At 69.2% G+C, this 24391-nt stretch carries 20 protein-coding genes, 1 other RNA gene and 1 pseudogene; 12 read left to right on the top strand and 10 right to left on the bottom strand.

Annotated features, from left to right (window positions below):
- Window positions 1-91: 91 nt before the first annotated feature.
- The 3 genes from dnaK to hrcA all read right to left on the bottom strand — a co-directional run bounded on the left by dnaK (window position 92) and on the right by hrcA (window position 3737).
- Entirely contained in the window at window positions 92-2014 is a 1923-nt protein-coding gene (dnaK, locus tag MMG85_RS00595; RefSeq protein WP_241044067.1) for a molecular chaperone DnaK, read from the bottom strand.
- Between the two features lie 110 nt (window positions 2015-2124).
- On the bottom strand, window positions 2125-2646 hold the full coding sequence (gene grpE, locus MMG85_RS00590; RefSeq protein WP_241044065.1) for a nucleotide exchange factor GrpE: 522 nt from the start codon (window positions 2644-2646) through the stop codon (window positions 2125-2127).
- A 41-nt stretch (window positions 2647-2687) separates the two neighbouring features.
- Window positions 2688-3737, bottom strand: coding sequence for a heat-inducible transcriptional repressor HrcA (gene hrcA / locus MMG85_RS00585; protein ID WP_241044064.1), 1050 nt, complete (start codon window positions 3735-3737; stop codon window positions 2688-2690).
- Between the two features lie 90 nt (window positions 3738-3827).
- Here hrcA and recN point away from each other — a divergent pair, with 90 nt between their 5' ends.
- The gene (recN, locus tag MMG85_RS00580) at window positions 3828-5495 is read left to right on the top strand and encodes a DNA repair protein RecN (protein WP_241044062.1); all 1668 of its coding nucleotides are present in this window, start codon (window positions 3828-3830) and stop codon (window positions 5493-5495) included.
- A gap of 101 nt (window positions 5496-5596) precedes the next feature.
- Here the strand turns inward: recN and fur are convergent, their stop codons facing one another.
- The gene (gene fur, locus MMG85_RS00575) at window positions 5597-6001 is read right to left on the bottom strand and encodes a ferric iron uptake transcriptional regulator (RefSeq protein ID WP_241044061.1); all 405 of its coding nucleotides are present in this window, start codon (window positions 5999-6001) and stop codon (window positions 5597-5599) included.
- A 103-nt stretch (window positions 6002-6104) separates the two neighbouring features.
- On the opposite strand from fur, the gene bamE reads away from it, so the two are divergent.
- Window positions 6105-6497 carry an outer membrane protein assembly factor BamE gene (gene bamE, locus MMG85_RS00570; protein ID WP_055943060.1) on the top strand — a complete coding sequence of 131 codons (393 nt, stop codon included), beginning with the start codon at window positions 6105-6107 and terminating at the stop codon, window positions 6495-6497.
- Between the two features lie 15 nt (window positions 6498-6512).
- On the opposite strand, the gene MMG85_RS00565 is transcribed toward bamE, so the two are convergent.
- On the bottom strand, window positions 6513-6761 hold the full coding sequence (locus MMG85_RS00565) for an RnfH family protein (RefSeq protein ID WP_241044059.1): 249 nt from the start codon (window positions 6759-6761) through the stop codon (window positions 6513-6515).
- A 1-nt stretch (window position 6762) separates the two neighbouring features.
- Window positions 6763-7191: a type II toxin-antitoxin system RatA family toxin gene (locus tag MMG85_RS00560; protein WP_241044058.1), complete on the bottom strand. Its 429-nt coding sequence runs from the start codon at window positions 7189-7191 to the stop codon at window positions 6763-6765.
- Window positions 7192-7232: 41 nt separating this feature from the next.
- Here MMG85_RS00560 and smpB point away from each other — a divergent pair, with 41 nt between their 5' ends.
- The 6 genes from smpB to MMG85_RS00530 all read left to right on the top strand — a co-directional run bounded on the left by smpB (window position 7233) and on the right by MMG85_RS00530 (window position 12432).
- A complete protein-coding gene (gene smpB / locus MMG85_RS00555) occupies window positions 7233-7721 on the top strand; it encodes an SsrA-binding protein SmpB (RefSeq protein WP_055943054.1) in 489 nt (162 codons plus the stop codon).
- A gap of 182 nt (window positions 7722-7903) precedes the next feature.
- Window positions 7904-8257: a transfer-messenger RNA gene (ssrA, locus tag MMG85_RS00550) on the top strand.
- Between the two features lie 129 nt (window positions 8258-8386).
- Window positions 8387-9067 carry a DUF3348 family protein gene (locus MMG85_RS00545; protein ID WP_241044057.1) on the top strand — a complete coding sequence of 227 codons (681 nt, stop codon included), beginning with the start codon at window positions 8387-8389 and terminating at the stop codon, window positions 9065-9067.
- Window positions 9064-11151, top strand: a complete 2088-nt coding sequence (locus tag MMG85_RS00540) for a DUF802 domain-containing protein (protein ID WP_241044056.1) — start codon at window positions 9064-9066, stop codon at window positions 11149-11151. The genes MMG85_RS00545 and MMG85_RS00540 overlap by 4 nt, the downstream gene beginning before the upstream one ends.
- A complete protein-coding gene (locus MMG85_RS00535) occupies window positions 11148-11798 on the top strand; it encodes an OmpA family protein (RefSeq protein WP_241044055.1) in 651 nt (216 codons plus the stop codon). Before MMG85_RS00540 ends, MMG85_RS00535 begins: the two co-directional genes overlap by 4 nt.
- Window positions 11788-12432, top strand: a complete 645-nt coding sequence (locus tag MMG85_RS00530; RefSeq protein WP_241044054.1) for a DUF2894 domain-containing protein — start codon at window positions 11788-11790, stop codon at window positions 12430-12432. The genes MMG85_RS00535 and MMG85_RS00530 overlap by 11 nt, the downstream gene beginning before the upstream one ends.
- A gap of 31 nt (window positions 12433-12463) precedes the next feature.
- On the opposite strand, the gene MMG85_RS00525 is transcribed toward MMG85_RS00530, so the two are convergent.
- Window positions 12464-12853: an OsmC family protein gene (locus MMG85_RS00525; RefSeq protein ID WP_241044053.1), complete on the bottom strand. Its 390-nt coding sequence runs from the start codon at window positions 12851-12853 to the stop codon at window positions 12464-12466.
- A gap of 194 nt (window positions 12854-13047) precedes the next feature.
- Here MMG85_RS00525 and MMG85_RS00520 point away from each other — a divergent pair, with 194 nt between their 5' ends.
- The 3 genes from MMG85_RS00520 to MMG85_RS00510 all read left to right on the top strand — a co-directional run bounded on the left by MMG85_RS00520 (window position 13048) and on the right by MMG85_RS00510 (window position 17652).
- Window positions 13048-13518, top strand: a complete 471-nt coding sequence (locus tag MMG85_RS00520; protein ID WP_241044052.1) for a helix-turn-helix transcriptional regulator — start codon at window positions 13048-13050, stop codon at window positions 13516-13518.
- A complete protein-coding gene (locus tag MMG85_RS00515; protein WP_241044051.1) occupies window positions 13502-13888 on the top strand; it encodes a nuclear transport factor 2 family protein in 387 nt (128 codons plus the stop codon). The genes MMG85_RS00520 and MMG85_RS00515 overlap by 17 nt, the downstream gene beginning before the upstream one ends.
- Before the next feature lie 131 nt (window positions 13889-14019).
- The gene (locus tag MMG85_RS00510) at window positions 14020-17652 is read left to right on the top strand and encodes a hypothetical protein (protein ID WP_241044050.1); all 3633 of its coding nucleotides are present in this window, start codon (window positions 14020-14022) and stop codon (window positions 17650-17652) included.
- Window positions 17653-17658: 6 nt separating this feature from the next.
- On the opposite strand, the gene MMG85_RS00505 is transcribed toward MMG85_RS00510, so the two are convergent.
- Window positions 17659-18951, bottom strand: coding sequence for a DUF1343 domain-containing protein (locus MMG85_RS00505; RefSeq protein WP_241044048.1), 1293 nt, complete (start codon window positions 18949-18951; stop codon window positions 17659-17661).
- Window positions 18952-19091: 140 nt separating this feature from the next.
- Here MMG85_RS00505 and MMG85_RS00500 point away from each other — a divergent pair, with 140 nt between their 5' ends.
- Window positions 19092-21149, top strand: coding sequence for a hypothetical protein (locus MMG85_RS00500; RefSeq protein ID WP_241044047.1), 2058 nt, complete (start codon window positions 19092-19094; stop codon window positions 21147-21149).
- 49 nt (window positions 21150-21198) lie between these two features.
- Here MMG85_RS00500 and MMG85_RS00495 read toward each other — a convergent pair whose 3' ends face one another.
- The gene (locus MMG85_RS00495) at window positions 21199-23571 is read right to left on the bottom strand and encodes a Tex family protein (RefSeq protein ID WP_241044045.1); all 2373 of its coding nucleotides are present in this window, start codon (window positions 23569-23571) and stop codon (window positions 21199-21201) included.
- Between the two features lie 151 nt (window positions 23572-23722).
- A pseudogene (locus MMG85_RS00490) lies at window positions 23723-24295 on the bottom strand (OmpA family protein); the annotation flags it as partial.
- Window positions 24296-24391: the final 96 nt, after the last annotated feature.

Below are 24391 nucleotides of genomic sequence, written 5' to 3'. Positions count from 1 at the left end.
CCAATGCGAGCGCTTCATGGCGAAATGGGTAACAAGGAAGGGAGGAGCGGAGTTGATCCGTTCCTCCCATTCCCGAATCCCTATTCCCGATTCACGACTTCTTGTCATCCTTCACTTCGGTGAACTCCGCGTCGACCACGTCGTCGGCCGCTGCGGAGCCGCCGCCGGCCGGACCGGCACCCGGCTGATCGGTCGACGCCGCCGCTGCGTACAGCGACTGGGCGGCCTCTTCCAGCGCCTTCGCCTTGGCTTCGATCTGCGCCTTCTCGTCGCCCTTCATCGCCGTTTCCAGCTCGGCGATGGCGGCCTCGACGCGGCCGATCACATCACCCGGCACCTTGCTGCCGTGCTCGGTGATGGCGCTGCGGGTGGCGTGCAGCAGGCCGTCGGCCTGGTTGCGCGTCTGCACCAGCTCCTGGAACTTCTTGTCTTCCTCGCGATGCGCCTCGGCGTCGGCCACCATGCGCGCGATCTCGTCCTCGGACAGGCCCGAACCGGCCTTGATCTCGACCTTCTGTTCCTTGTTGGTCTTCTTGTCCTTGGCGCTGACATGCAGGATGCCGTTGGCGTCGATGTCGAACGACACTTCCACCTGCGGCATGCCGCGCGGCGCCGGCTCGATGCCGGACAGGTCGAACTTGGCCAGCGACTTGTTGAAGCGGGCCTGTTCGCGCTCGCCCTGCAGCACGTGCACGGTCACCGCGGACTGGTTGTCCTCGGCGGTAGAGAAGGTCTGCGAGGCCTTGGTCGGGATGGTGGTGTTCTTCTCGATGATCTTGGTGAACACGCCACCCAGCGTTTCGATGCCCAGCGACAGCGGGGTCACGTCGAGCAGCAGCACGTCCTTGACGTCGCCGGCCAGCACGCCGCCCTGGATCGCGGCACCCAGCGCCACGGCTTCGTCCGGGTTGACGTCCTTGCGCGGCTCCTTGCCGAAGAACTCGGCCACCGCCTGCTGCACCTTCGGCATGCGGGTCTGGCCACCGACCAGGATCACCTCGCCGATGTCGCTGGCACGCAGGCCGGCGTCGTTCAGCGCGATGCGGCACGGCTCGATGGTCTTCTTCACCAGGTCTTCCACCAGCGCTTCCAGCTTGGCGCGGGTCAGCTTGATGTTGAGGTGCTTGGGACCGAAGGCGTCGGCGGTCACGTACGGCAGGTTCACTTCGGTCTGCTGCGAGCTGGACAGCTCGATCTTGGCGCGCTCGGCGGCGTCCTTCAGGCGCTGCAGGGCCAGCGGGTCCTTGCGCAGGTCGATGCCCTGATCCTTCTGGAATTCCTCGACGAGGTAGTCGATGACGCGCTTGTCGAAGTCCTCGCCACCCAGGAAGGTGTCGCCGTTGGTCGCCAGCACTTCGAACTGCTTCTCGCCGTCGACGTTGGCGATCTCGATGATCGACACGTCGAACGTGCCGCCGCCCAGGTCATAGACGACGATCTTGCGGTCGGCGCCGCCGTCGCCCTTGTCCAGGCCGTAGGCCAGCGCGGCCGCGGTCGGCTCGTTGATGATGCGCTTGACGTCCAGGCCGGCGATCTTGCCGGCGTCCTTGGTGGCCTGGCGCTGGCTGTCGTTGAAGTAGGCCGGCACGGTGATGACGGCTTCGGTGACGGTCTCGCCCAGGAAGGCTTCGGCCGTCTTCTTCATCTTCTCCAGGATGCGCGCGGAGATTTCCTGCGCCGACAGCTTCTTGCCGTCGGAGGTCTGCACCCAGGCGTCGCCGTTCTCGTGCGGGATGATGGCGTACGGGACCAGGTCCAGGTCCTTCTTCACTTCCGCGTCGGTGAACTTGCGGCCGATCAGGCGCTTCACCGCATAGAAGGTGTTCTTCGGGTTGGTCACGGCCTGGCGCTTGGCCGAGGCACCGACCAGCACTTCGCCGTCCTTCGTGTAGGCCACGATGGAGGGCGTGGTGCGGTCGCCTTCCGAATTCTCGATGACGCGGGCCTTGCCGCCGTCCATGATCGCCACGCACGAGTTGGTCGTGCCCAGGTCGATGCCGATGATCTTGCCCATGATGGATCTCGCTCCCTAGCAAATTCTGATGTTGGACCCGGCGCCCGGCCGGGTGGATGGTCCCGATATAGGGATGCGATGGCGCGGTTCAAGCGCCATCGCGGCGGTGTTCAGTCGTGCCTGGCCACCACGACCAGCGCCGGACGCAGCAGGCGGCCGTTGAGCACGTAGCCCTTCTGGAACACCTGCACCACGCTGCCGGGCGCCGCGTCGGGCGCGTCGGCCTGGCTGATGGCCTGGTGGTGATCGGGGTTGAAGGCTTCGCCGGTGGGGTCGAGCAGCACCAGGCCGTTGTCGCCGGCGACCTTGAGCAGCTGCTTGAAGGTCAGTTCCAGGCCGTCCTTCAACGGACTGGGCTCCGTGCCCGCGGCCGCCAGGCCGGCGTCGAGGCTGTCGAACACCGGCAGCAGGTCGCCCAGCAGGCGCTCGTTGGCGAACTTGCGGGCCTGCTCGATGTCGCGGGCCACGCGCTTGCGCTGGTTTTCCAGGTCGGCGCGCTCCAGCAGCGTGGTGGCGCGCAGCTGGTCCAGCTCGTTGCGCAGCGTTTCCAGCTCGGCCAGCAGCGCGGCATCGGCCTCGGGGGACTCGGGCGCCTGGCCCTGAGCGTCGTCGTAATCGTGTTGTTCGTTCATTTCGGTTCCCTGGCGGCAGGTCCAGCCGCCCGACCGGGAACCTATGGGGCCGTGGATTCCGGATTCAAGGCCGCGCCCAGGACATCGGCCGCGGCCTGCACCACCGGGATGACCCGGTCGTAGGCCATGCGCGTGGGCCCGATCACGCCCAGCACGCCGAGTACCTGCCCGCCCGCCATGTACGGCGCGGTCACCACCGACACGCCGTCGTGCGGCGCCAGCCCGGTGTCCTCGCCGATGAAGATGCGCACGCCCGGGGCGCGGATCGTGCGTTCCAGCAGCTGCAGGATCTCGCGCTTGCGGGCGAAGGCCTCGAACAGGTCGCGCAGCCGTTCCAGGTCGGACAGCTCCTGCACGCCCATCAACCGGGTCTGCCCGGCCAGCACCACGTCGTCGCCGGGTGGCGTGAGGGCCTGTTCGGCCAGCTCGATGGATTCGGCCAGCAGGCCTTCCATTTCGGTCTGTGCCCGGCGCAGGTCGTGCAGCAGGTTGGCGCGGATCTCCGACAGCGGCCGGCCGGCGAACTGGGTGTTCAGATAGTTGGCGATACGCTCCAGCTCCGACCGCTCGTAGACGCGACGGGTCTCGATGACCCGGTTCTGCACGTCGTTGTCGGCGAACACCAGGATCGCCATCACCCGCTGGCCATCCAGCGGCACGAAGTCGATGTAGCGGAAGGCGAACTGTTCCCGCCGCGGCACGCTGACCACGCCGACGAAGTGGGTCATCGCCGACAGCAGCTCGGAGGCGTTGCCCAGCAGGGCCTGGGTGCCGGCGCCGGCCGACAGTTCGGCACGCAGGCGCGCCACCTCGCCCTCGCCCAGCGACTTCACCTGCACCAGGCTGTCGACGAACACCCGGTAGCCCTGCGCGGTCGGGATACGCCCGGCGGACGTGTGCGGCGAACTCAACAGCCCGACCTCTTCCAGTTCCGACAGGATGTTGCGGATGGTCGCCGGGCTGACCTCCAGCCCGGCGTGCCGGGCCAGCGTCTGCGACCCTACCGGCTCGCCGTCGCGGATGTAGCGCGAGATCAGCGTGCGCAGCAACTGGCGGGCGCGCGGATCCAGCGGGGGCGATGGCGAATGCATACCCGTTAGATAACGTCGCACCGCCCCCTTTGCAAGCGGACCGTCGCCGCTGTCTCAGTACGTGAGCCGGCTCCGCTTACAATCCGCCGCATGCTCAGACACCTCGCCCTCAAGGATTTCGCCGTCGTCCGTGCCGCCGAACTGGAATTCGGCGATGGCATGACCGTCATTTCCGGTGAAACCGGCGCCGGCAAGTCGCTGCTGGTGGACGCGCTGGGTTTCCTGTCCGGCCTGCGGGCCGACAGCGGTGTGGTCCGCCACGGCGCCGAGCGCGCGGAACTCTCGGCCGAATTTGCCGCTGCCGCGGGATCGCCGGCGCAGGCGTGGCTGGCCGACAACGCGCTGGACGACGACGGCCAGTGCCAGTTGCGCCGGGTGATCCGGGCCGATGGCGGTTCGCGCGCCTGGATCAACGGCCGCAGCGTCACGCTGTCGCAGCTGACCGAACTGGCGAGCCGGCTGGTGGAAATCCATGGCCAGCACGAACATCAGGCCCTGCTCGCCCGCAACAGCCAGCTGGACCTGCTGGACGCCTTCGCCCGCAATGAGGGCGAACGGACCGCCGTCCGCGACGCCGCCCGCCGCTGGACCTCGCTGCTGCGCGAGCGCGAACAACTGTCCAGCCAGGGTGATGTCTCCGACCGGATCAACTATCTGGAACACCAACTGGCGGAACTGCAGCGCGAGGACCTGGCGCCCGCCGCGCTGGAGACACTGGTGGCCAGCCACCGCCGGCAGGCGCACGCCGCCGGCCTGATCCAGGCCTGCGATGCCGCCCTGGGCGAACTGGCCAGCGACGATGCGCCCTCGCTGACGCGCCAACTGCAACAGGTCCGCGCCGAGCTTGCCCGGCAGGCCGAACACGAGCCCCGCCTGCGCGACGTGGACGCATTGTTGGAGGGCGCCGCGATCCAGATCGAGGAGGCCGTGTCGCTGCTGGGCCAGGTGCGCGACGACCTCGACGGCGAACCACTGCAGTTCGACGCGCTGGAGCGCAAGCTCGCCCGCGTGCACGACCTGGCCCGCAAGCACCGGGTGCCGCTGGACGGCCTGCAGGAGCAGCACGACCGCCTGGCCGCCGAACTCGAATCGCTGCGCGGGGCCGGCGAGCGCCTGCTCCAGCTCAACAGCGAGATCGACACGACCCGGGCGCAGTGGCGCGATGCCGCCGCCGCCCTGACCCGCACCCGCCAGCGCGCCGCCAAGGCACTGGGCGAGACCACCACCGCGCTGATCGCCGAGCTGGGCATGGGCGGCGGCCGCTTCGAGATCGCACTGGAAGCCCAGGACAGCGAGCGCCCCGACCCGACCGGCGCCGAACGGGTCGAATTCCTGGTCTCCGCCAACGCCGGGCAGCCGCCACGCCCGCTGCGCAAGGTCGCCTCCGGCGGCGAGCTCGCACGCATTTCGCTGGCGATCGAAGTCGCCGCGCTGGGCCTGGATGCCGTGCCGACCATGATCTTCGACGAAGTGGACACCGGCATCGGCGGCGCCGTGGCCGAGATCGTCGGCCAGAAGCTGCGCGCCCTCGGCGCCCAGCGGCAGGTGTTGTGCGTCACCCACCTGCCGCAGGTGGCCGCCCAGGGCCACGCGCACTACCGCGTCAGCAAGGCGCCGGTGGACGGCATGACCCAGAGCGCGGTCGAAAAGCTCGGCGCGAAGCAGCGCGAGGAAGAACTCGCCCGCATGCTGGGCGGCGTGGAAGTCAGCAAGGAAGCACATGCCGCGGCGAAGCGGCTGCTGGCCAACGCGGTCTGACCAAACCTTGTTTTATCTGTGGGAGCGACGTCAGTCGCGATGATGGGTCGCGGCGCCTCATCGCGACTGACGTCGCTCCCACAGTAGGGGTTCTCAGGGCGTCAGCGCTTCTTGCGCACGTACAAAACCAGCGAGTGCTCTTCCAGCTCGTAACCGTGTTTGGCGGCGATCTCGCGCTGCAGCTTCTCGATCTCGACGCTCTCGAACTCGATGATCTTGCCCGTGTCCACGTCGACCATGTGGTCGTGGTGGCCGCCACGATCCAGCTCGTAGACGGCCTGGCCGCCCTCGAAGTTGTGCTTCAGCACCAGGCCCGCGGCTTCGAACTGCGTCAGCACGCGGTACACCGTGGCCAGGCCGATCTCGTCGCCGTGGTCCAGCAACTGGCGATAGATGTCTTCCGCGCTCAAATGGTGCTGGGCGTTCTTCTGCTCCAGCAGTTCCAGGATGCGCATGCGCGGGTGGGTGACCTTGAGGCCGACTTTGCGAAGGTCCTGCGATTCCATGGCGTCTCCGTTCACTCTCGGTTTAGCGCCAGCTGCCTGAAGCTCGGTTGCGGCGGTCCGCGGGAGTGTATCATCGGCCCGGTTTCCCACTGTACTTGTCCCAATGCGCAAATTCCTGCTGGCTGCCGTCCTCGCTTCCGCCACCGCTGGCTGCGGCATCCTCTACAAGCAGCCGATCTACCAGGGCAACCTGATCGAAAAGACGGCCGTGGACCAACTGCAGGCGGGACAGAGCAAGCAGCAGGTGCAGTCGTTGCTCGGCAGCCCGTCGATCGCCGATCCGTTCCACGCCAATCGCTGGGACTACACCGCGAGCAACCGCACCAACCGCCGCGGCACGACCGAAATCAAGAACCTCACCCTGATCTTCGACGGCGACACGCTCGCCAGCTGGGAAGGCGAGTACTTCCCCGAGGCCGACCTGCAGCTGTCGCGCGATGTGCGCAAGTTCGGTCCCAACCTCGCCAAGGAAAAGAAGAAGGGCGGCCGCCGCTGAGGCGCGGCGCGTCCCTTACCTGAGCGCGCGCCGTCGGCGCGCCTCCTTCGGATCGATCAGCAACGGCCGCAGCACTTCCACGCGGTCGTTTTCGTTCAATACCGTTTCCAACGTGGCATTGACGCCATGGATCGCCACGGCCGGATGCCCGGCATCGATGAAGCCGCTTGCCGCCAGCGCGTCGCTGACGGTGGCGCCCTCGGGCAGGTCGAACACCACCGACTCGAACCGGTGCGGCCAGGCGCGGATCACCTCCACGCGCACGTCATTCTCCGCGGTCGGCGGCGCGCACGAAGTCGTCCACCATGCGATCCGCAAGGCCCTGGAACCCCAGCGCCATCGCCGGCGCCAGCAGACGGCTGGTCGGCTCGAACTCCAGCGTCAGGGTGACCTTGCAGGCCGATTCGTCCAGCGCGTGGAAGTCCCAGCGCCCGTGCAGCTTGCGGAAGGGACCATCGACCAGGTTCATGTCGATGCGGTACGGACGGTCCAGCACGTTCTCGGTGGTGAACCAGGTGCGCAGCGACCCGAATCCCAAGTCCAGCCGCGCCACCAGCCTCGCCTCGCCCTGCTCGATCAGTTCGGCGGCGCTGCACCAGTCGAACCGGCGCGGATAGGCCGCCACGTCGTTGACCAGGTCGAACATCCGGGTGGCCGAGTGTTCGACCAGGGCGCTGCGGCGGATCGTATGCATGTGGCTCGCGTAGGGTTCCGCCTTCGGCGACAATAGGACGGATGGCAAAGAAACCGGACAAGAATAAAGCAACGGGCACGATCGCGCTTAACAAGCGCGCTCGGCACGAATACCACTTCGAGGAACGCTACGAGGCGGGCCTTGCCCTGCAGGGATGGGAGCTGAAGGCGATCCGCGCCGGCCGCGCCAACATCACCGAGGCGTACGCGATTGTCCGCCATGGCGAGATCTTCCTGTTCGGTGCGCAGATCACGCCGCTGATCCAGGCCTCCAGCCATGTGGTGGCCGACGACCGTCGCACCCGCAAGCTGCTGCTGCACCGGAACGAGATCGACAGCCTGGTCGGCAAGGTCGAGCGCGACGGCTACACGCTGGTGCCCACCTCGCTGTACTGGAAGGGCAACAAGGTCAAGGCCGAGATCGCCCTGGCCAAGGGCAAGCAGACCCACGACAAGCGCGCCACCGAGAAGGACCGCGACTGGGCCCGCGAGAAGTCGCGCGTCATGCGCCGGCACAACAAGAACGCGTGATGCCCGGTGTGGGTGTGGGAGCGATGTAAGTCGCGATCAGGCCATCCGGACACCCTTTCGCGACTTACGTCGCTCCCACAGCCGGTTTCCACGATGTGAAGGCTGAATACTCACGCCGTCGCGCCTTGTGAAGCGGGGTGCCCGCCCCTACACTTGCCCTCGTCAGGAAGTTCCTGGCTCCCGGGGGTGCACTGGCTTCGACGGGGGTTGCGAAGTTACCTGGTGCATGCCGAGGGGGCAGCTTTCCTCGTAAATCCAGCGGCAAAACTCTAGTTGCCAACGACGACAACTACGCTCTCGCCGCTTAAGGCGTAAGCCCCGAAACTGCTTGTGTCCGTGCTCGCAGCGTAGGGTCATCATCACGGAATCGCCGGGAGTGGCTGCCTGTCAGCACCCGGTCAACCTAAAACAGGCTGGTCCTGCGGTGCGCTTTGCCCACCGTGCTGTCGCAGGATGAGATCCAACGGGGGGATAAGCATGTAGTACCGGGGATGGAGTGCCTTCGGACGGCGGTTCAATTCCGCCCACCTCCACCATCTTGAAGAAAAGCCGGAACCGCGAGGTTCCGGCTTTTTCTTTGTCTGCGCGCCTCTCGACTCAGATTGCGTCCCTAACCCGGGATTGGCAGCCAGCCGGCTTGGCGCTTCCTGTAAAATCGCCGTCTTTTGAGCGTCATCGTGGCTTTACCGCAGCAACGGGCGGCCGTCTCGGCCCCCGCCTTCGTCCGTCGGCTCGCCCGGCTGGGCGACCTCGACCAGCCCTCCGCCGGCCCTGCCCTGTCCGAACGGCTGGGGCAGTGGATCGACTGGAACCGGGCCATCGCGCTGTCCCGCGCGCTCGACGGCACGCCGGCGTCCGCCTCGCATCCGATCCAGGTCGACAGCGAAGCGGCGGCCTGCGCCCGCGTGCGCGCAACGCTGCACGCCGCCATCCTGCGCAGCGACAAGCTCGACGCGTTGCCCGGTGACGATACCTCCCCGTTCCGTCGCCATTGCGTGGACCTGCAACGGTCGATGCAGGCATCGACGGGCCAGTTGCGCGGACGGCTGCGCGATGCCTTGGCCACCGGCACGGCGGACCAGGCGCGCCTGGCCGAGGTCGACGCGGTCATGGAGATGACGCTCAGCCCGCGCGAGCAGGCCCTGCTGGCGGCCACGCCCGCCCTGCTCGTCCGCCACTTCGACCGGCTGAAGCTGGCCCATGCCGACACACCCGGCGACGCCTGGCGGGTCACCTTCCGCCGCGACCTGCAGGACCTGCTGCTCGCCGAGCTGGAGGTCCGCTTCCATCCCATCGACGCGCTGCTGGCCGCGCTTCGCTCTTCGCCCGTTTCCGGAACACCATGAACCGACATCTGCTCCCCACCGCCCTGTTCCTGCTGGGCCTTGCCATCGTCACCTGGATCGGCCTCGGCTATGTCGGCACGCATGCGCTGGGCGTGGTGGTCACCCTGGTGATCGGCGCGTGCTACATCGCCGGTGCGGTGGAACTGCATCGCTACCGGCAGGCCACCGCGACGCTGCGGCATGCGGTCGCGGACACGTCCACCGCACGCGAAGGCCTGTCGGCATGGCTGTCGTCGCTGCATGCAAGCCTGCGTCCCTCGGTGCGCCAGCGCATCGAAGGCGAACGCGTCGCCCTGCCCGCGCCCGCACTGACGCCGTACCTGGTCGGGTTGCTGGTGCTGCTGGGCATGCTCGGCACGCTGCTCGGCATGATGGCCACGCTGCGTGGCACCGGACTGGCGCTGGAAAGCGCCACGGATCTGGACGCGATCCGCGGTTCGCTGGCCGCGCCGGTCAAGGGCCTGGGCTTCGCCTTCGGCACGTCGATCGCGGGCGTGGCCACGTCGGCCGTGCTTGGCCTGCTGGCGGCGCTGTGCCGCCGTGAACGCCTGCAAGCCGTACACCTGCTGGACGCCGAGATCACGACCTCGCTGCATGTGCATTCGCAGTCGTTCCAGCGCGAGGAATCCTTCCGCCTGCTGCAACAGCAGGCCGCCCTGATGCCGGGCCTGGTGGAACGACTGCAGGCCATGGTGGCCGCGATCGAGCACCAGAACACCGCCGCCGGCGAGCGCCTGGTGGCCAGCCAGGCCACGTTCCACGAACGCAGCGAGGCGGCGCAGGCCCAGTTGGCGGCCTCGCTTGAAAGCGTGCTGAAGAGCGGCGTCGACGCGAGTGCGCGCGCCGTCGTGGCCGCGCTGCAGCCGGCCACCGAAGCGACCCTGGCCGGTCTGGCGCGCGAAAGCGCCGCGATGCACGACACCGTCAGCCAGGCCGTGCAACGGCAGCTGGACGGGCTGAACACCGGCTTCGGTGCCGCCGCCACCGCCGCCGCTACCAGTTGGACTGCTGCCATCGACCAGCAGCAGCGCTCGAATGCCGCGCTGGCCGGCGACATGCAGGTGCTGACCGAGCGTCTGGCCGGTGCATTCGAATCACGCTCGTCCGCGCTGATCGACGGTGTCGCGTCGCGGCTGGAACACAATGCCACCACGCTGGCGGAGCGCTGGGACCAGGCGCTGGCGCAGCAGGAAGCCACCAGCGGCTCCATCGCCGCCCGCAACGAACAGGCCCTGACCGCCACCGCGGCCGACATGCAGCGTCATGCCAGCGAACTTCTCGACGCGCTGCGCACGTCGCAGACCGAAGCGCAACGCGCACTGGCCGCGCAGGACGAACAGCGACTCGCCGCCTGGGCCGAGCGGCTGGCAGCGACGGGCGCAACCCTGCAGGCGCAGTGGGAACAGGCCGGCGCGCAGACCGCCCGCCTGCAACAGGACATCTGCGACGCGCTCGCGCGGACTGCGCAGGCGATCACCACGCAGGCGCAGGCACACTCCACCCAGACCATCGCCGAGATTTCGCAGCTCGTGCAGGTTGCGTCCGAAGCGCCCCGCGCGGCGGCCGACGTCATCGCCGAACTGCGCCAGAAGCTGTCCGACAGCATGGTGCGCGACACCGCCATGCTGGAGGAGCGCAACCAGCTGATGGAGACCCTGCAGACCCTGCTCGATGCGGTGAACCACGCCTCGAGCGAGCAACGCGGCGCCATCGATGCGCTGGTCGCCACCTCGGCCGACCTGCTGGAGCGCGTCGGCACCCGCTTCACCGACCATGTCGAAACCGAAACCGGCAAGCTCGGCGGCATCGCCGCGCAGGTCGCCGCCGGCGCCACCGAGGTCGCCAGCCTCGGCGATGCGCTGGGCACCGCGGTGCAGCTGTTCGGCAAGTCGAACGAGGAACTGCTGGTGCGCCTGCAAGGCATCGAGGGCGCGCTGGACCGTTCGCTGGCGCGCAGCGATGACCAGTTGGCGTACTACGTGGCGCAGGCACGCGAGGTCATCGACCTGAGCCTGTCGGCGCAGCGGCAGATCACCCTCGACCTGCAGCAGCTGGCGGGTGCAACGCCGGCGGAGGCCGCGTGAGCGTCGAGACCGGCGACGACGCCGATCTCGGCGCACCCGTCTGGGCCAGCTTCGGCGACCTGATGTCGGTGCTGCTGGGCGCCTTCGTGCTGGTGCTGGTCGGGGTGATCGCCGTGCAGGCGCAGCTGTCGCAGCGGTTGGACGAAGAAGTGCGCCGGCGCGAGCTGGAAACGCAGCAGCGCACCGCGCTGGAAAAGGCCCTTGCCGTGCCGCTGGCCGAAGGCCGGGTGACGCTGGTCGACGGCCGCATCGGCATCCGCGGCAACGTGCTGTTCGCGCTGAACTCGGACCAGTTGGAACCGGAGGGCCGCGAGTTGCTGAAGGGCCTTGCCGCGCCGCTGGCCGGCTACCTGCGTACGCGCGACGAGATCCTGATGGTCAGCGGCTTCACCGACGACCGCCAGGTCAGCGGCAACAACCGCCAGTTCGCCGACAACTGGGAACTGTCGGCGCAGCGCGCGCTCACCGTCACCCGCACGCTGATCGCCGATGGCGTGCCGTCGTCGTCGGTGTTCGCCGCCGCCTTCGGCGCCGAGCAGCCGGTCAGTGCGAACGACAGCGAAGACGGACGCGCACGCAATCGCCGCGTCGAGATCGCGCCGGTTCCACGCCCCGCCAAACGCGACGCCAGCACGCATGGACGGTGACGCCCTGCCCGCCAGCGCCCAGTTGCAGGCCTGGCGCACGCGCGGCGCCGAGCGCATGGATCCCTTGCGCTTCGCCTTCCTCGATGCGCTGGCGACGCGCATGCAGGCGCATGCGGGAGAAGCACGGCACCTGCTCGACGCCCGCCTGACCCGCCTGATCGGCGAGTACGCCAGCGATCTGGCCGAGTGGACGCCGCCGTCCTCGCAGGTCGGGACCGGCTCCACGATGTCCGCCGGAGGCACGGCGCTTCACGCCCTCGTGACCGCGCTGCAGCAGCGTGCGCCGATGTCGCAGACTTCGCTCAGCGCAACCGACGCGCCGCCGGGCCAGGCACCGGCCGCGCTCGCGGAGGCGCGTCGCGTGTGGACGCAGGTGCGCACCGACAGCCAGCTGCGCGCCTCGCTCGACGACCTGCCCGGCGACGCCGGCCCGCTCAACTCCGGCAAGCTGGTCCACCGCGCCCTGCACTTCATGCGTGAGGTCTCGCCCGGCTACCTGCAGCACTTCATCGCCTACACCGACACGCTGTCGTCGCTGGAACGCCTGCAGCAGGACCTCGGCCCGCTCGCCGCCGATGGCGCAGACAGCGGCAAGCCCGCCAGCCGCACGCGAAACCGCAAGCGACGGAGCTGACGTCCGCTCAGGGATTGTGGGAGCGACATGCTCAGGCGCGTTCGCTGGTGATCACGGCGCCCTCGCGCATCACCAGCGTCACCGGCCTCTTCGCCACGACCTCCAGCAGCCGGCTCCATTGCGCATCGGTCAATCCGGCGGAGGCGCGAAGCCTGCGGTGCACGTGCAGCTTGCCGGATTCGTCGCGCCGCGAGGACAGCTCCGCGCTGAACTCGCCCAGGTCCCACCCCTTCTTCTCCGCATACATGCGCAGGGTGATCGCGGTGCATGCCGCCAGCGAGGCCAGGTACAGGTCGAACGGCGCCATGCCCCGATCCCGGCCGCCCAGCGCGGCCGGCTCGTCGGCGGTCAGCGCGTGCCCTCGGCTGGTGATGTGGTGGGCGTAGGACGTTCCTGTCGATACGACGTTCACATGGGCCATCGTGTGTCTTCTCTCTGTCGATGATGGGGCGCGGCCGCAGGCCGCCCGGGAGCAGCTCAGGCTGCGAACCTGCAGGCTAACGTCGGTAGCGCGCCACCCGGCGTTCCGTTTCCTGCGACACAGCAGCGCAGCGCATGGTGCTACCGGCACGGACACCGGAGTGACAAGGTAGCGGCTTTCGGGCAAGGCAGCGCATGCAACAACGCACGTGGGTGGCAGGGTCCATCGCCATCGGCGCGAGCGCCAGCGGGCAACGGGAGGCCAGAGCGCGCGCCGTCGTCCGCGCCCTCACGCACATCGAAGCCCGTTTCCATGAACCGCTCACGCTGGGCGGCATCGCCGCGGCCGCCCACGTCAGCAGGTTCCATTTCGCCAGGCTGTTCCGGCAGGAAGTCCGGATGAGTCCGATGCAATACGTGCGCTGGCGGCGCATCCTGGAGGCCAAACGCCTGCTTCGTGCTGGCCAGGTGCCCTTGACTCTGATCGCCACGGGCGTGGGCTTCTTCGACCAGAGCCATTTTTCCCGCGCATTCCGTTCTGCCACCGGGCTCACCCCGCATCAGTACGCGTCCCGTGGCGTCACCGAGCACGATGCGGGCGAGCCGGATGCTTCTCCCCCCGCCATTCTTCTACCGCCCTGGAGCACCCATGTCCCTATCCCCTGACACCCCCTTCGACTACGACCGCCTGATGCGAGCCAACCTCACGCGGGTGTTCGGCGAACGCGATGCGGCGCTGCGCATGCAGGCGATTCGCGAGCTGTATGCCGACGACGCCGTCCTGAACGAGCCGCACGCCGCCGTGCGTGGGCATGCGGCCATCGGCGATGCCGTCACCACCCTGCTCGCCAGCCTGCCACCCGCGTTCGTGTTCACCGCCGCGGGACCGGCCAGCGGCCACCATGGCGTCGGTCGGCTGCAGTGGTATTCCGGCCCGGCCGATGGACCGGCGGTCGTCACCGGCATGGATATCGCGCAGATCGAAGACGGCCGCATCCGCGTGCTCACGGTGTTCCTGGACGGGCCTGCGTCCTAGGCGGATGTGCGTGTTCGCGTTTCGCACGTGGAAACGTAAACGCGTGAACGTCTCGTGCCGGTGGCCTCCTCCCGAGTCGTGGCGCGTTGTCCTTGCAGGATGCCCCCGGGCCTGAAGCAGCGAGGATCGCCATGTCGGACGCCGATACCGCACGCGCGCACGGGCGCGTCCTGCCCGACACGATCCCGCCGGACGAACAGAGCGCCCTGCACGCACGCGAGGACGCGCTGCGTCGCGACGGCGTGCGCACGCCGCTGCGCTCCACCGTCGGCCTGGCCCTGTCCGGTGGCGGCATCCGCAGCGCCACGTTCTGCATCGGCCTGCTGCGCGGGCTCGCGCGAAACGGCGTGCTGCCACGGCTGGACTATCTGTCCACCGTGTCGGGCGGCGGTTATGCCGGCGCGGCGTTCGGCCGGCTGGTAGCGACGCTGGGACTGAAGCGCGCGCAGGAACTGCTCCAGCGCAACGACTCGATGGCACTCGCGTGGCTGCGTCGCTACGGCCGCTACCTCACCCCGCGCGGGGCGCGCGACTACGGCGCCGCGTTCGCCACCTACCTGCGCGCGGGCATCGCCATCCACCTGGAATTCGGCCTGATGGCCATGCTGGTCGGCTGCGTGGTGGTGCTGCCGCACTTCCTGCAGAACGACCTCAACCTGCTGTCGGCCGAACAATGGGAAGGCTGGGCCAGTGCCTGGTGGCCGCTGGCGGCGGCCTGCTGGCTGGCGCTGGTGCCCGGCAGCCTGGTCAGTTACTGGATGCTGCGCGACGTGATACCGGAGCCCGGCAAGCCGGAGCCCCAGGGCGCGCGCATCGCGTTCGGCGATGTCGTCGTCATCGTGGCCACGGCGGTGACAGCGGTCTGGATCGGCGCCGCGCTGTGGGCGCCGGACACCGGCTGGCTGCGCGCGCCACCACTGCTGGTGGCGCTGGTGCTGGCGCTCGCCAGCGTGGCCGTGCACGGGACGGTGCTGCTTGTCCGCTGCCTGCGCTCGCGCGGCGTTGGCCGCAGCGTGGCCAACGCCCAGCTGCGCAACCGCATGACGGCGCAACTGCGCCTGTTCAACCTGGTCACGCTGCTGTTGCTGGCGGCCGGTGCGCTGGATCTGCTCAGCTGGTGGTTCATGAACGTGCTGCAGTCCGGTGGCGCGTGGGTCTACGGCGGTCTGGGCGTGGGCGGCGTGCTGCTGGCCGTGGTGCGCGCATATGCCGATCCGCTGCAGAAGATGGCCAATGCCGACGAAGGTCCATCACTGGGCATCGGCCCCCGCCTGCTGGACCTGCTGGGGATCGGCGTGGCGCTGTTGCTGCTGCTCGCGTGGGTGACGCTGGTGCAGTGGTGGGTGTTCGATGCGGTGCCGGCGGTCGAGCAACTGCCGGTGCTCGATAACCGCGGCGGACGGCTGGGCCTGCTCGCCGCTGCGTTGGTGGGGTGGCTGCTGCTGACCGCTTGGAACGCGGAGACCGCCAACACCTCGTCGATGCACAACTTCTACCGCGCGCGGCTGACGCGCGCCTACCTGGGCGTGGGCAATCCGGCGCGGCATCTGGACGAGATGCCCACCCCGGGTCCGGCGGCACCCGACAATCCCGAACGCGTCTCCGACGTCACCGCCGTGGTGCCGGGCGATGACGTGCCGCTGGCCGATTACCGCCCGGAGCTGAAAGGCGGCCCGCTGCACCTGGTGAATGTCTGCCTCAACCAGACCCGCGGCGGCCGCAGCGGTCTGTACAACGCCGACCGCAAGGGCGAATCGATGGTCGCCTCGGCACGCGGGCTGGAAGTGGCGCGCGAAGGCACGCCGTTCCTGCTGCAATCCGGGCTGGACACGCTGGGGCGCTGGATCGCGATCTCCGGCGCCGCCGCCGCGCCCGGTGCCGGCGCGTACACCACGCGCGGCTGGGCACTACTGCTGTTCCTGGCCGGCGCACGCCTGGGTTACTGGCTGAAGGTCGGGCGCGCGCAGGCGTTCCAGCCAGCCTCGCGCCTGCGCGAAGCACTGCGTGGCTCCAAGGCCGGACGCCTGCTGTCCGAAGCGATGGGCCGGTTCCATGGACAGAGCGCGACCAGCTGGTACCTGTCCGACGGTGGCCACTTCGACAACACCGGCGTGCATGCGCTGCTGCGGCGGCAGCTGGACTTCATCATCCTGGCCGACTGCGGCGCCGATCCGCAGTACCAGTTCGGCGACCTGGAGAACCTGGTGCGCAAGGCGCGCATCGACTTCGGCACCGACATCGAGTTCTACACGCACGAGAGCGCCGGCCGGCTGCCGCTGCCCACCGATACCCAGATCAACATTCTGGCGCCGGAAGACCTGCGCCACCTGTACACCGCGCGCGGCGTGCTGCTGGCGCGCATCCGCTACCCCGAAGTCGACGGCGAACGCCGCGTCGGCACGCTGCTGGTGGTGAAGCCCAACCTGCACTGGGCGCTGGACAGCGACGTGCTGGCCTATGCCAGCCGAAATCCGCTGTTCCCGCAACAGCCGACGTCCGACCAGTTCTTCGACGAGGCGCAGTGGGAGAGCTACCACCGGCTGGGCGAGGACTTCGGCGACGCGCTGCATCCGCGCTGGCTGGCGCGCATTCCCGGCTGGTCCTCGCCGGTGGAAGGCGACGACGAGCTGCCGCCGCTGCGGCGCCTGCAGTTCCGCCCGGCCGAACCGGATGCGCAGGCGGTCCCGTTCTGGCGCGGCAACGCGAAGACGGCGGCGCTCGGGGCGACGCTGGGCCTGGGCGTGCTGGTGACGATGCTGGTGCCGCTGATGCAGGTGTTCGACCGCATCGAGGAAAGCCGGCAGGCGCAGGCGGACCGCACGCAGCAGCACCTCGATGTCGCCACCGAGGCGCTGGACCTGTGGGAAGAGACGCCGGACCAGCCGCCCTTCGCCAGCGATGCGCAGAAGATCGCGATGGCCGCGCTGTACCGACAGGTCGCCGACGTCCGGCTGGAAGACGCCGGCGACAGCGATGCCGGTGCGCTGGTCTATCGCGCGCAGCAACAGTGCAGCATCCTGCCCGGCCAGACGCTGGGCACGTTCTGCCGGCCGTCGACCGCGTTCGAGGACCGCGAGCGCTCGGGGCTGTGCGACTACGTGTGCACACAGCCGGGCACGCGCTACTACGGCTACTGGGGAAAGAGCCGCGACATCACCCCGCAGGTCGAGATGCCGCTGGACGTGTCGCCGACCGTCGGCGCCGTCGCGGGCGCCGCGGTGGGCGCGCAGCCCGTGCCTGCGCCACCACCACCGCCGGACCCTGTCCCCGTTGTGGGGACCGAGATGCCGGTTCCCGCACCACCGCCTCCGCCTCCTCTGCCCGCCGACACCCGCCTGCAGGCCTGCCGCCAGGGCGATCGCGATGCCACGCTCTACGTGCATGTCTATGACGAAGCCACGCGAGCCCGCGTGGCCACGGTGGCGCCGCCCGGCGCGGACAGCGGTGTGCGCATTCCCGGCATCGAGAACGTGGTGAGCTCGGCCACGGCGCGCAAGGCACGGCCGCCCACGCCCTACCGCACGCCCACGCTGATCGTGCACGACCTGCCCCACCGGCAGGCCTGTGCCGAGGCCGTCGCCGCATGGGTACAGCAGCAGATCGAACCCTGGTACGGCCCCGGCAACGCGGTGGCGATCGCACCCCTGCCGTCGCGCTTCAGGCCGGGCAAGGGCGTGATGGAACTGTGGCTGCCGCCGGTGGACAGCACCTACGGCGGCCACCGCGACATCTCCAAATGGGCCAACGAGGCACAGACCCGTTGAACCGGATCAGTCGCGCGGGTCGGACATCGCCGGATACATCAGATGGCGCTGGCGGAGGCGGAGGAAGTCCGCCAGCGGCGCCTGCCAGCGCGCTTCGATGGCGTCCAGCGTGTCGCCGCGTTCGATCGCCTGGCGCAGCCACGGCACGCCGGCCAGCCGGTCGAAGAACGGCGGTTCGCCAGGCAGGAAATCGAAGTCCTGCGGATGCTGGTCGTGCAAGGCCTTCAGCACCGCGATGCCGGTGCGGACCGGGCGGAACGCGGCACGATCAGTGATGTGCAGCTGCACGCCGCCACAGGCCTGGCCGGCGTGCTTGGAGAAGGTGGGCGTGAACCAGGTGGGGCGAAAGCGCACGCCCGGCAACGCCATCGCATTGAGCCGTTCGGCCAGTGCGCGCGCATCCACCCAAGGCGCACCGACAGTCTCGAACGGCCGCGTGGTGCCGCGTCCTTCCGACACGTTGGTGCCTTCCAGCAGGCCCATGCCCGGATAGACCAGCGCGGTATCCGGCGTGGGCATGTTGGGCGACGGCGGCACCCACGGCAGCGCGCCGCGCAGCGGTTCGTCGCCACGTCGCCATCCCTGCATCGTCACCACATGCAACTCGGCGCCGATGCCGAATTCGGCGTTGAACAGCGAGGCAAGTTCACCGATCGTCATGCCATGGCGCAGTGGAACCGGGTACAGGCCGACGAACGAGGCCAGTGCCGGCTCAAGCAACGGCCCTTCGACCAACACGCCGCCGAGCGGATCGGGGCGGTCGGCGACCACGACCGGGATGCCGGCGCGCTTCGCCGCACGCAAGACCCCCGCCAGCGTGTACGGATAGGTGTAGAAGCGCGTGCCGACGTCCTGGATGTCGAACACCAGCACGTCGATGCCGGCCAGCATCGCCGGCGTGGGTTCGCGATGCGCTCCGTACAGGCTGTGCACCGGCAGGCCGGTCGCGGCATCGCGCGAGGACGCGACCTTGTCGCCGGCCTGCGCGTCGCCGCGCACGCCGTGCTCGGGGCCGAACAGCGCCACGAGCGTGAAGTCCGGATGCGTGGCGAAGCGGTCCACGTCGCTGCGCAACCGGCTGTCCAGCCCGGTGGCGTTGGTCACCAGCCCGACCCGCTTGCCACGCAGCAGGTCCAGCCGCTGTTCCAGCAGCACCTCGATGCCCAGGCGTGGCGCCACGGCGTCCACTGCGGCAGCGGCCGCATACGGCGAGAAGGACGCCAGCGACAACAGCGCCAGCAGCACGCAGAAGCGGGCCGGGCGCAGTGCAGCATGCAGGAGACGATGGAACCGGGGCATAGTGTCACGACCGTTTGCTATCGTTGTCACGACGATAGCAGCCTGCGTCCGTCGCCGCGCCATCCGCCGGCAACGCCGCATTCTTCCGTTGTCAGGTGAGCGATCCGATGTCCCGTAGGGCGAAACGCATCATGCGCAGCATGTCTTTCCTTGTCATGGCCGGCGTGCTGGCCCCCGCGGCGGCCCAGCCCGCGTCCAACCGCCTGGGCGTGTCGCCCTCGGCGCAGTCGCAGGATTTCGTGGCGCACAAGCAGCAGTTCCAGTTGCACAGCCTGCTGACCGAGCAGCGCCATCCGCGCAGCTTCGACCTGAGCACGCGCATCGCCGCCGACACCGCCGATGGCCTGGCCTCGCTGCTGGCGGTGGACGAGGACATCGCGAAAGCGTTGCAGGACGTGGCCGACGATCCGGCGCGCCTGGCCTCGCTGGAAGCCGCATCGCGGGACATCACCCGCGCGCTGCGTGAAGGCCATCGGCTGTACTTCTACGGCACCGGCTCCACCGGACGCCTGGCCGAAACCATCGAAAGCGGGCTGTGGCGGCCGTTCTGGCAGCGCACCGCGCCGTCGCCGCTGATGGCGAGGATCGAAGCGCGCTATCCGGCGCTGGGCGAGCGCGTGCGCGGTGAGATCACCGGCGGCGACCGTGCGTTGATCGCCTCGCTGGAGGGCTTCGAGGACATTCCCGAGATTGGCCGCCTGCAACTGCAGGACAACGGCATCCAGCCGCAGGACCTGGTGTTCGCCGTCACCGAAGGCGGCGAGACCTCGGCGGTGATCGGCACCGCGCTGGCCGCCGCCGACCAGGCCGGCGCGGACGCGCGCCGCACGTGGTTCGTCTACAACAATCCGGACGACCTGCTGCGCCCGTTCGAGCGCAGCCGCCGCGTGCTGGACGATGCCCGCATCACCAAGATCCCGCTGCCGACCGGACCGCAGGCGATCACCGGCTCCACCCGCATGCAGGCGACGACGACCAGCCTGTACGTGCTGGGCGTGGTGCTGGAAGACGCCACCCGCGCGCTGCTGCGCGACGTACTGTCGGCCGACGAACTGGCCTCGCTGGGCTTCAACGACGCCGGCATCGCCGAGCGCCTGCGTGGTTTCACCGCCCTGCAGCGGACCACGGCAGCCGCGGCGCCGAAGCTGGCCGCGTGGACCGACCGCGAGGCCGCCAGCTACGCCAACGGCCACCGCAGCACCTATCTCGCCACCCGCGCGCTGATGCCGGTGTTCGTGGACGTCACCGAACGCGCGCCGACCTTCCGCCTCGGCCCGCTGGATCCGGTCGATGCCACCGAGCGCCGCTCGTGGATCCAGGTGTGGACGCCGGCCGCCGATGGCGCGCAGGCCTGGCAGGCGCTGTTGCACCGGCCGTTCCATGGCCTCGACAAGGCGCTGTACCTGCCGCCGTTCGAGAACGGCATTGACGATCCCTACCTGCGCCAGGCCGCGCTGCGCGGCCTGTCGAATGCGGGCGACGAACAGCAGGCGCTGTACGACCTGTCGTACTCACCGGCCAACATGCAGCGCAATGCGCCCGCGGCCGGAGACTCCGGCGCGCTGATCCTGCTCGGCGACGAAGCGCACCAGCAGGCGAACCGGCAGTGGCTGCAGGCCGCCACCCAGGCCGGCGCCGAACTGGTGCTGGTGTCGGTGTCCGCGCGACCGCTGGCCTCGGACGTGCTGCGCGATGTCGCGGCCCTGCCCCGTCCGGTGCCTGTGATCGCGGTGACCGTGCCGCAGCGCGACGCGTTCGAGCTCGACCAGACCATCGCCCTGAAGATGCTGATCAACGCGCACTCCACCGGCGTGATGGCCAAGCTGGGCCGCGTGGTGGGCAACACCATGACCAGCGTGCAGCCGGGAAACCTGAAATTGATCGGCCGCGCCACGTGGCTGATCCTCTCGCACGTCAACGGCACGCTGGAATCCTCCGCGTGGCGCGCCGCGCACGGCACGACGGCGCCGCTGTCGTATGCCGAAGCGAATGCGGTGCTGTTCGACGCCATCGAACAGCGCCGCAACGCGGTGGGCGCGGCCGGCCTGCCGGAAGTCGAACTGTCCGTGGTGGCCGTGCTGGAAGCCCTGAAAACGGACACGCCGGTGGACTGGGGCGCCGCCGCCGCGACGCTGCGAGCGCAGGGCTTGAACCGTTATCTGGCGCCCTACGCCACCACGCAGGAAACGGCACGCTGAAGCCGTGAAAGGGAGGAGCGACTCGCGTCGCTCCTCCACGCTGCTCCGATCAGCCCTGCTCTTTCGCCCGCGCGAACGCCGCCGCCAGCGCATTGTCGGCCGGCGGTGCGCTGGACTTGGCCGGTCCCGGGCCGCGCCGGTGGTCGCGCGACTCGCGCGAGGGGCCGCGCTCCTGACCGCGCGACGGACGCGGATCGTTCGTCCGCGCCTCGCGCGGTGCCTGCGGCGCCGGCGCGTCGTCCAGCCGGCGGGTCAGCGCGATGCGTTTGCGGGCCACGTCGACCTCCAGCACCTTCACCTTGACGATGTCGCCGGCCTTCACCACCTCGCGCGGGTCCTTCACGTAGCGGTCGGCCAGCGCGGAAATGTGGATCAGGCCGTCCTGGTGCACGCCGATGTCGACGAACGCGCCGAACGCGGCCACGTTGCTGACCACGCCTTCCAGGATCATGCCTTCGCGCAGGTCCTTGATGTCTTCCACGCCGTCGGCGAAGCGCGCGGCCTTGAACTCGGGGCGCGGATCGCGGCCGGGTTTTTCCAGTTCCTTGAGGATGTCGCGGATGGTCGGCACGCCGAACTTCTCGTCGGTGTACTGCTCGGCCTTCACCGCGCGCAGGAACACGATGTCGCCGACGATCTGCTTCACCTGCCGGCCGCTGCCGGCCAGGATGCGCTCGACCACCGGATAGGCTTCCGGATGTACCGACGACGCATCCAGCGGCTCGTCGCCGTCGGCGATGCGCAGGAAGCCGGCGCATTGCTCGAAGGTCTTGTCGCCCAGGCGCGGCACGCCCAGCAGCGCCTTGCGCGAGCGGAAGGCACCGTGCTCGTCGCGGAAGCGCACGATGTTCTCGGCCACCGTCGAGGACAGGCCGGACACCCGCGTCAGCAGCGCGGCCGAGGCGGTGTTGACGTCCACACCGACGGCGTTGACGCAATCCTCGACGCGGGCATCCAGTGCGCGGGCCAGACGGAACTGGTCCACGTCGTGCTGGTACTGGCCCACGCCGATCGCCTTCGGCTCGATCTTCACCAGCTCGGCCAGCGGGTCCTGCAGGCGGCGCGCGATGGACACGGCGCCGCGGATGCTGACATCGAGGTCCGGGAACTCCTTCGAGGCGAACTCGGAAGCGGAATAGACCGATGCACCGGCCTCGCTGACGACGATCTTCTCCAGCTTCAGTTCCGCCGCCTGCTTGATCAGGTCGCCGGCCAGCTTGTCGGTCTCGCGGCTGGCGGTGCCATTGCCGATGGCGATCAGCTCCACCTGGTGTTTCGCGCACAGCGCACGCAGCACATGCAGCGACGCGTCCCACTGGCGCTTGGGTTCGTGCGGATAGATCGTGGCGTGGTCGACCAGCTTGCCGGTGCGGTCCACCACGGCGACCTTCACGCCGGTGCGCAGGCCCGGATCCAGGCCCAGCACAGCCTTCGGTCCTGCGGGCGCGGCCAGCAACAGGTCCTTGAGGTTGTCGCCGAACACCGCGATGGCCTCGGCTTCGGCCTTCTCGCGCGCCTGGTTGAACAGGTCGAGCAGCAGGTGCATGTGCAGCTTGGCGCGCCAGGTCAGGCGGCAGGCATCCAGCAGCCACTTGTCGGCGGCACGGCCCTGCGCCGCCACGCCGGCATGCACCGCGACGCGACCTTCGGCCTGCTGGTGACCGGCCTCGGCCTCCATACCCGGGTCGAGGTCGAGCAGCAGGATCTCCTCGCGGCGCGCGCGGAACAGCGCCAGCAGGCGGTGCGAGGGAATCTTCGCCAGCGGTTCGGCATGGTCGAAGTAGTCGCGGTACTTGGTGCCTTCGTTTTCCTTGCCCTGCGCGACCTTGGCGCGGATCACGCCGACCTCGGTCATCCAGGCGCGCAGTTCGCCGACCAGCGCGGCGTTCTCGCCCCAGCGTTCCATCAGGATCGCGCGTGCGCCGTCCAGCGCCGCCTTGGCGTCGGCCACGCCCTTCTCAGCGTCGATGTAGGCGGCGGCCGCGACTTCCGGCACCTGGGTGGGATCGGCCAGCAGGCCATCGGCCAGCGGCTCCAGTCCCGCTTCGCGCGCGATCTGCGCGCGGGTGCGCCGCTTGGGCTTGTATGGCAGGTACAGGTCTTCGAGGCGCGCCTTGCTGTCGGCCGCTTCGATGTCGGCGCGCAGTTCGTCGGTCAGCTTGCCCTGCTCGTCGATGCTGGCCAGCACGGCGGCGCGACGGTCTTCCAGTTCGCGCAGGTAGGTCAGGCGCGTCTCGAGGTCGCGCAGCTGGATGTCGTCCAGCCCGCCGGTGACTTCCTTGCGGTAGCGGGCGATGAAGGGAACCGTGGCGCCTTCATCCAGCAGCGCGATGGCGGCCTTGGCCTGCGCGGTCTGTGCGCCGATCTCGGCGGCGATGGTGGCGGCGATGTGCTGGGCGATCTTGGGATTGCGGTCTTGCATTGCGTCCGTACTGGAAAACCCGATGGACCGGGTGGGACCCCGATTGTGGCAATCGGCGGCCGTGCTGGAAACGGGTTGACAGCACGGCCGGGAATCACCAAAGAAAACGGGCCGCTTGCGCGGCCCGTTCTGCATACGCGGCAACGATGGCTTACGAGCGAACCGGCAGCACGCGGACTTCGACGCGACGGTTCATCGCACGGCCGGCGTCGGTGTCGTTGCTGGCGACCGGGTAACGCTTGCCCATGCCGACGATCTCGAAGCGCTCACGCTGCAGGCCCTGGCCGATCAGGTAGTTGCCGACCGCCGACGCACGCTGTTCCGACAGGCGCTGGTTGACCGCGTCCGAACCGATGCTGTCGGTATGGCCGCTGACTTCCACGATGGTCTGGTTGTACTCGCGCAGCGTGGCGGCGACGTTGTTGAGCGCGGGATAGAACTGCGACTTCAGGTCGGCCTTGCCGAAGTCGAAGGTCACGCCGTCCGGCAGGTTGAGCTTGATGACGTCGCCATCGCGGCTGACGTCGATGCCGGTACCGGCGGTCTGGCGGCGCAATTCGGCCTCCTGGCGATCCTGGTAGGCACCGATGGAGCCGCCCGCCAGGCCGCCCACGCCCGCGCCGACCAGCGCGCGCTGGCGACGCTCGGTGGCGTCGCTGCCGCTCAGCAGGCCGGCGACCGCACCGATGCCCGCGCCGATCAGGGCGCCGGTGCGGGTACGGTTGGGGTCATTCGGGTCGCTGGTCTGGCCGGTGTAGCTGGCGCAGCCTCCCAGCATCGTCACGGTAAGCGCCGCGAGGGCGCCGGTCTTGAGCATCGC

This window comes from Pseudoxanthomonas sp. LH2527, assembly GCF_022539275.1.
GTDB lineage: Bacteria > Pseudomonadota > Gammaproteobacteria > Xanthomonadales > Xanthomonadaceae > Pseudoxanthomonas_A.
Note: the sequence above shows the minus strand (reverse complement) of the source record. Positions and strands in the feature narration are given on the sequence as shown.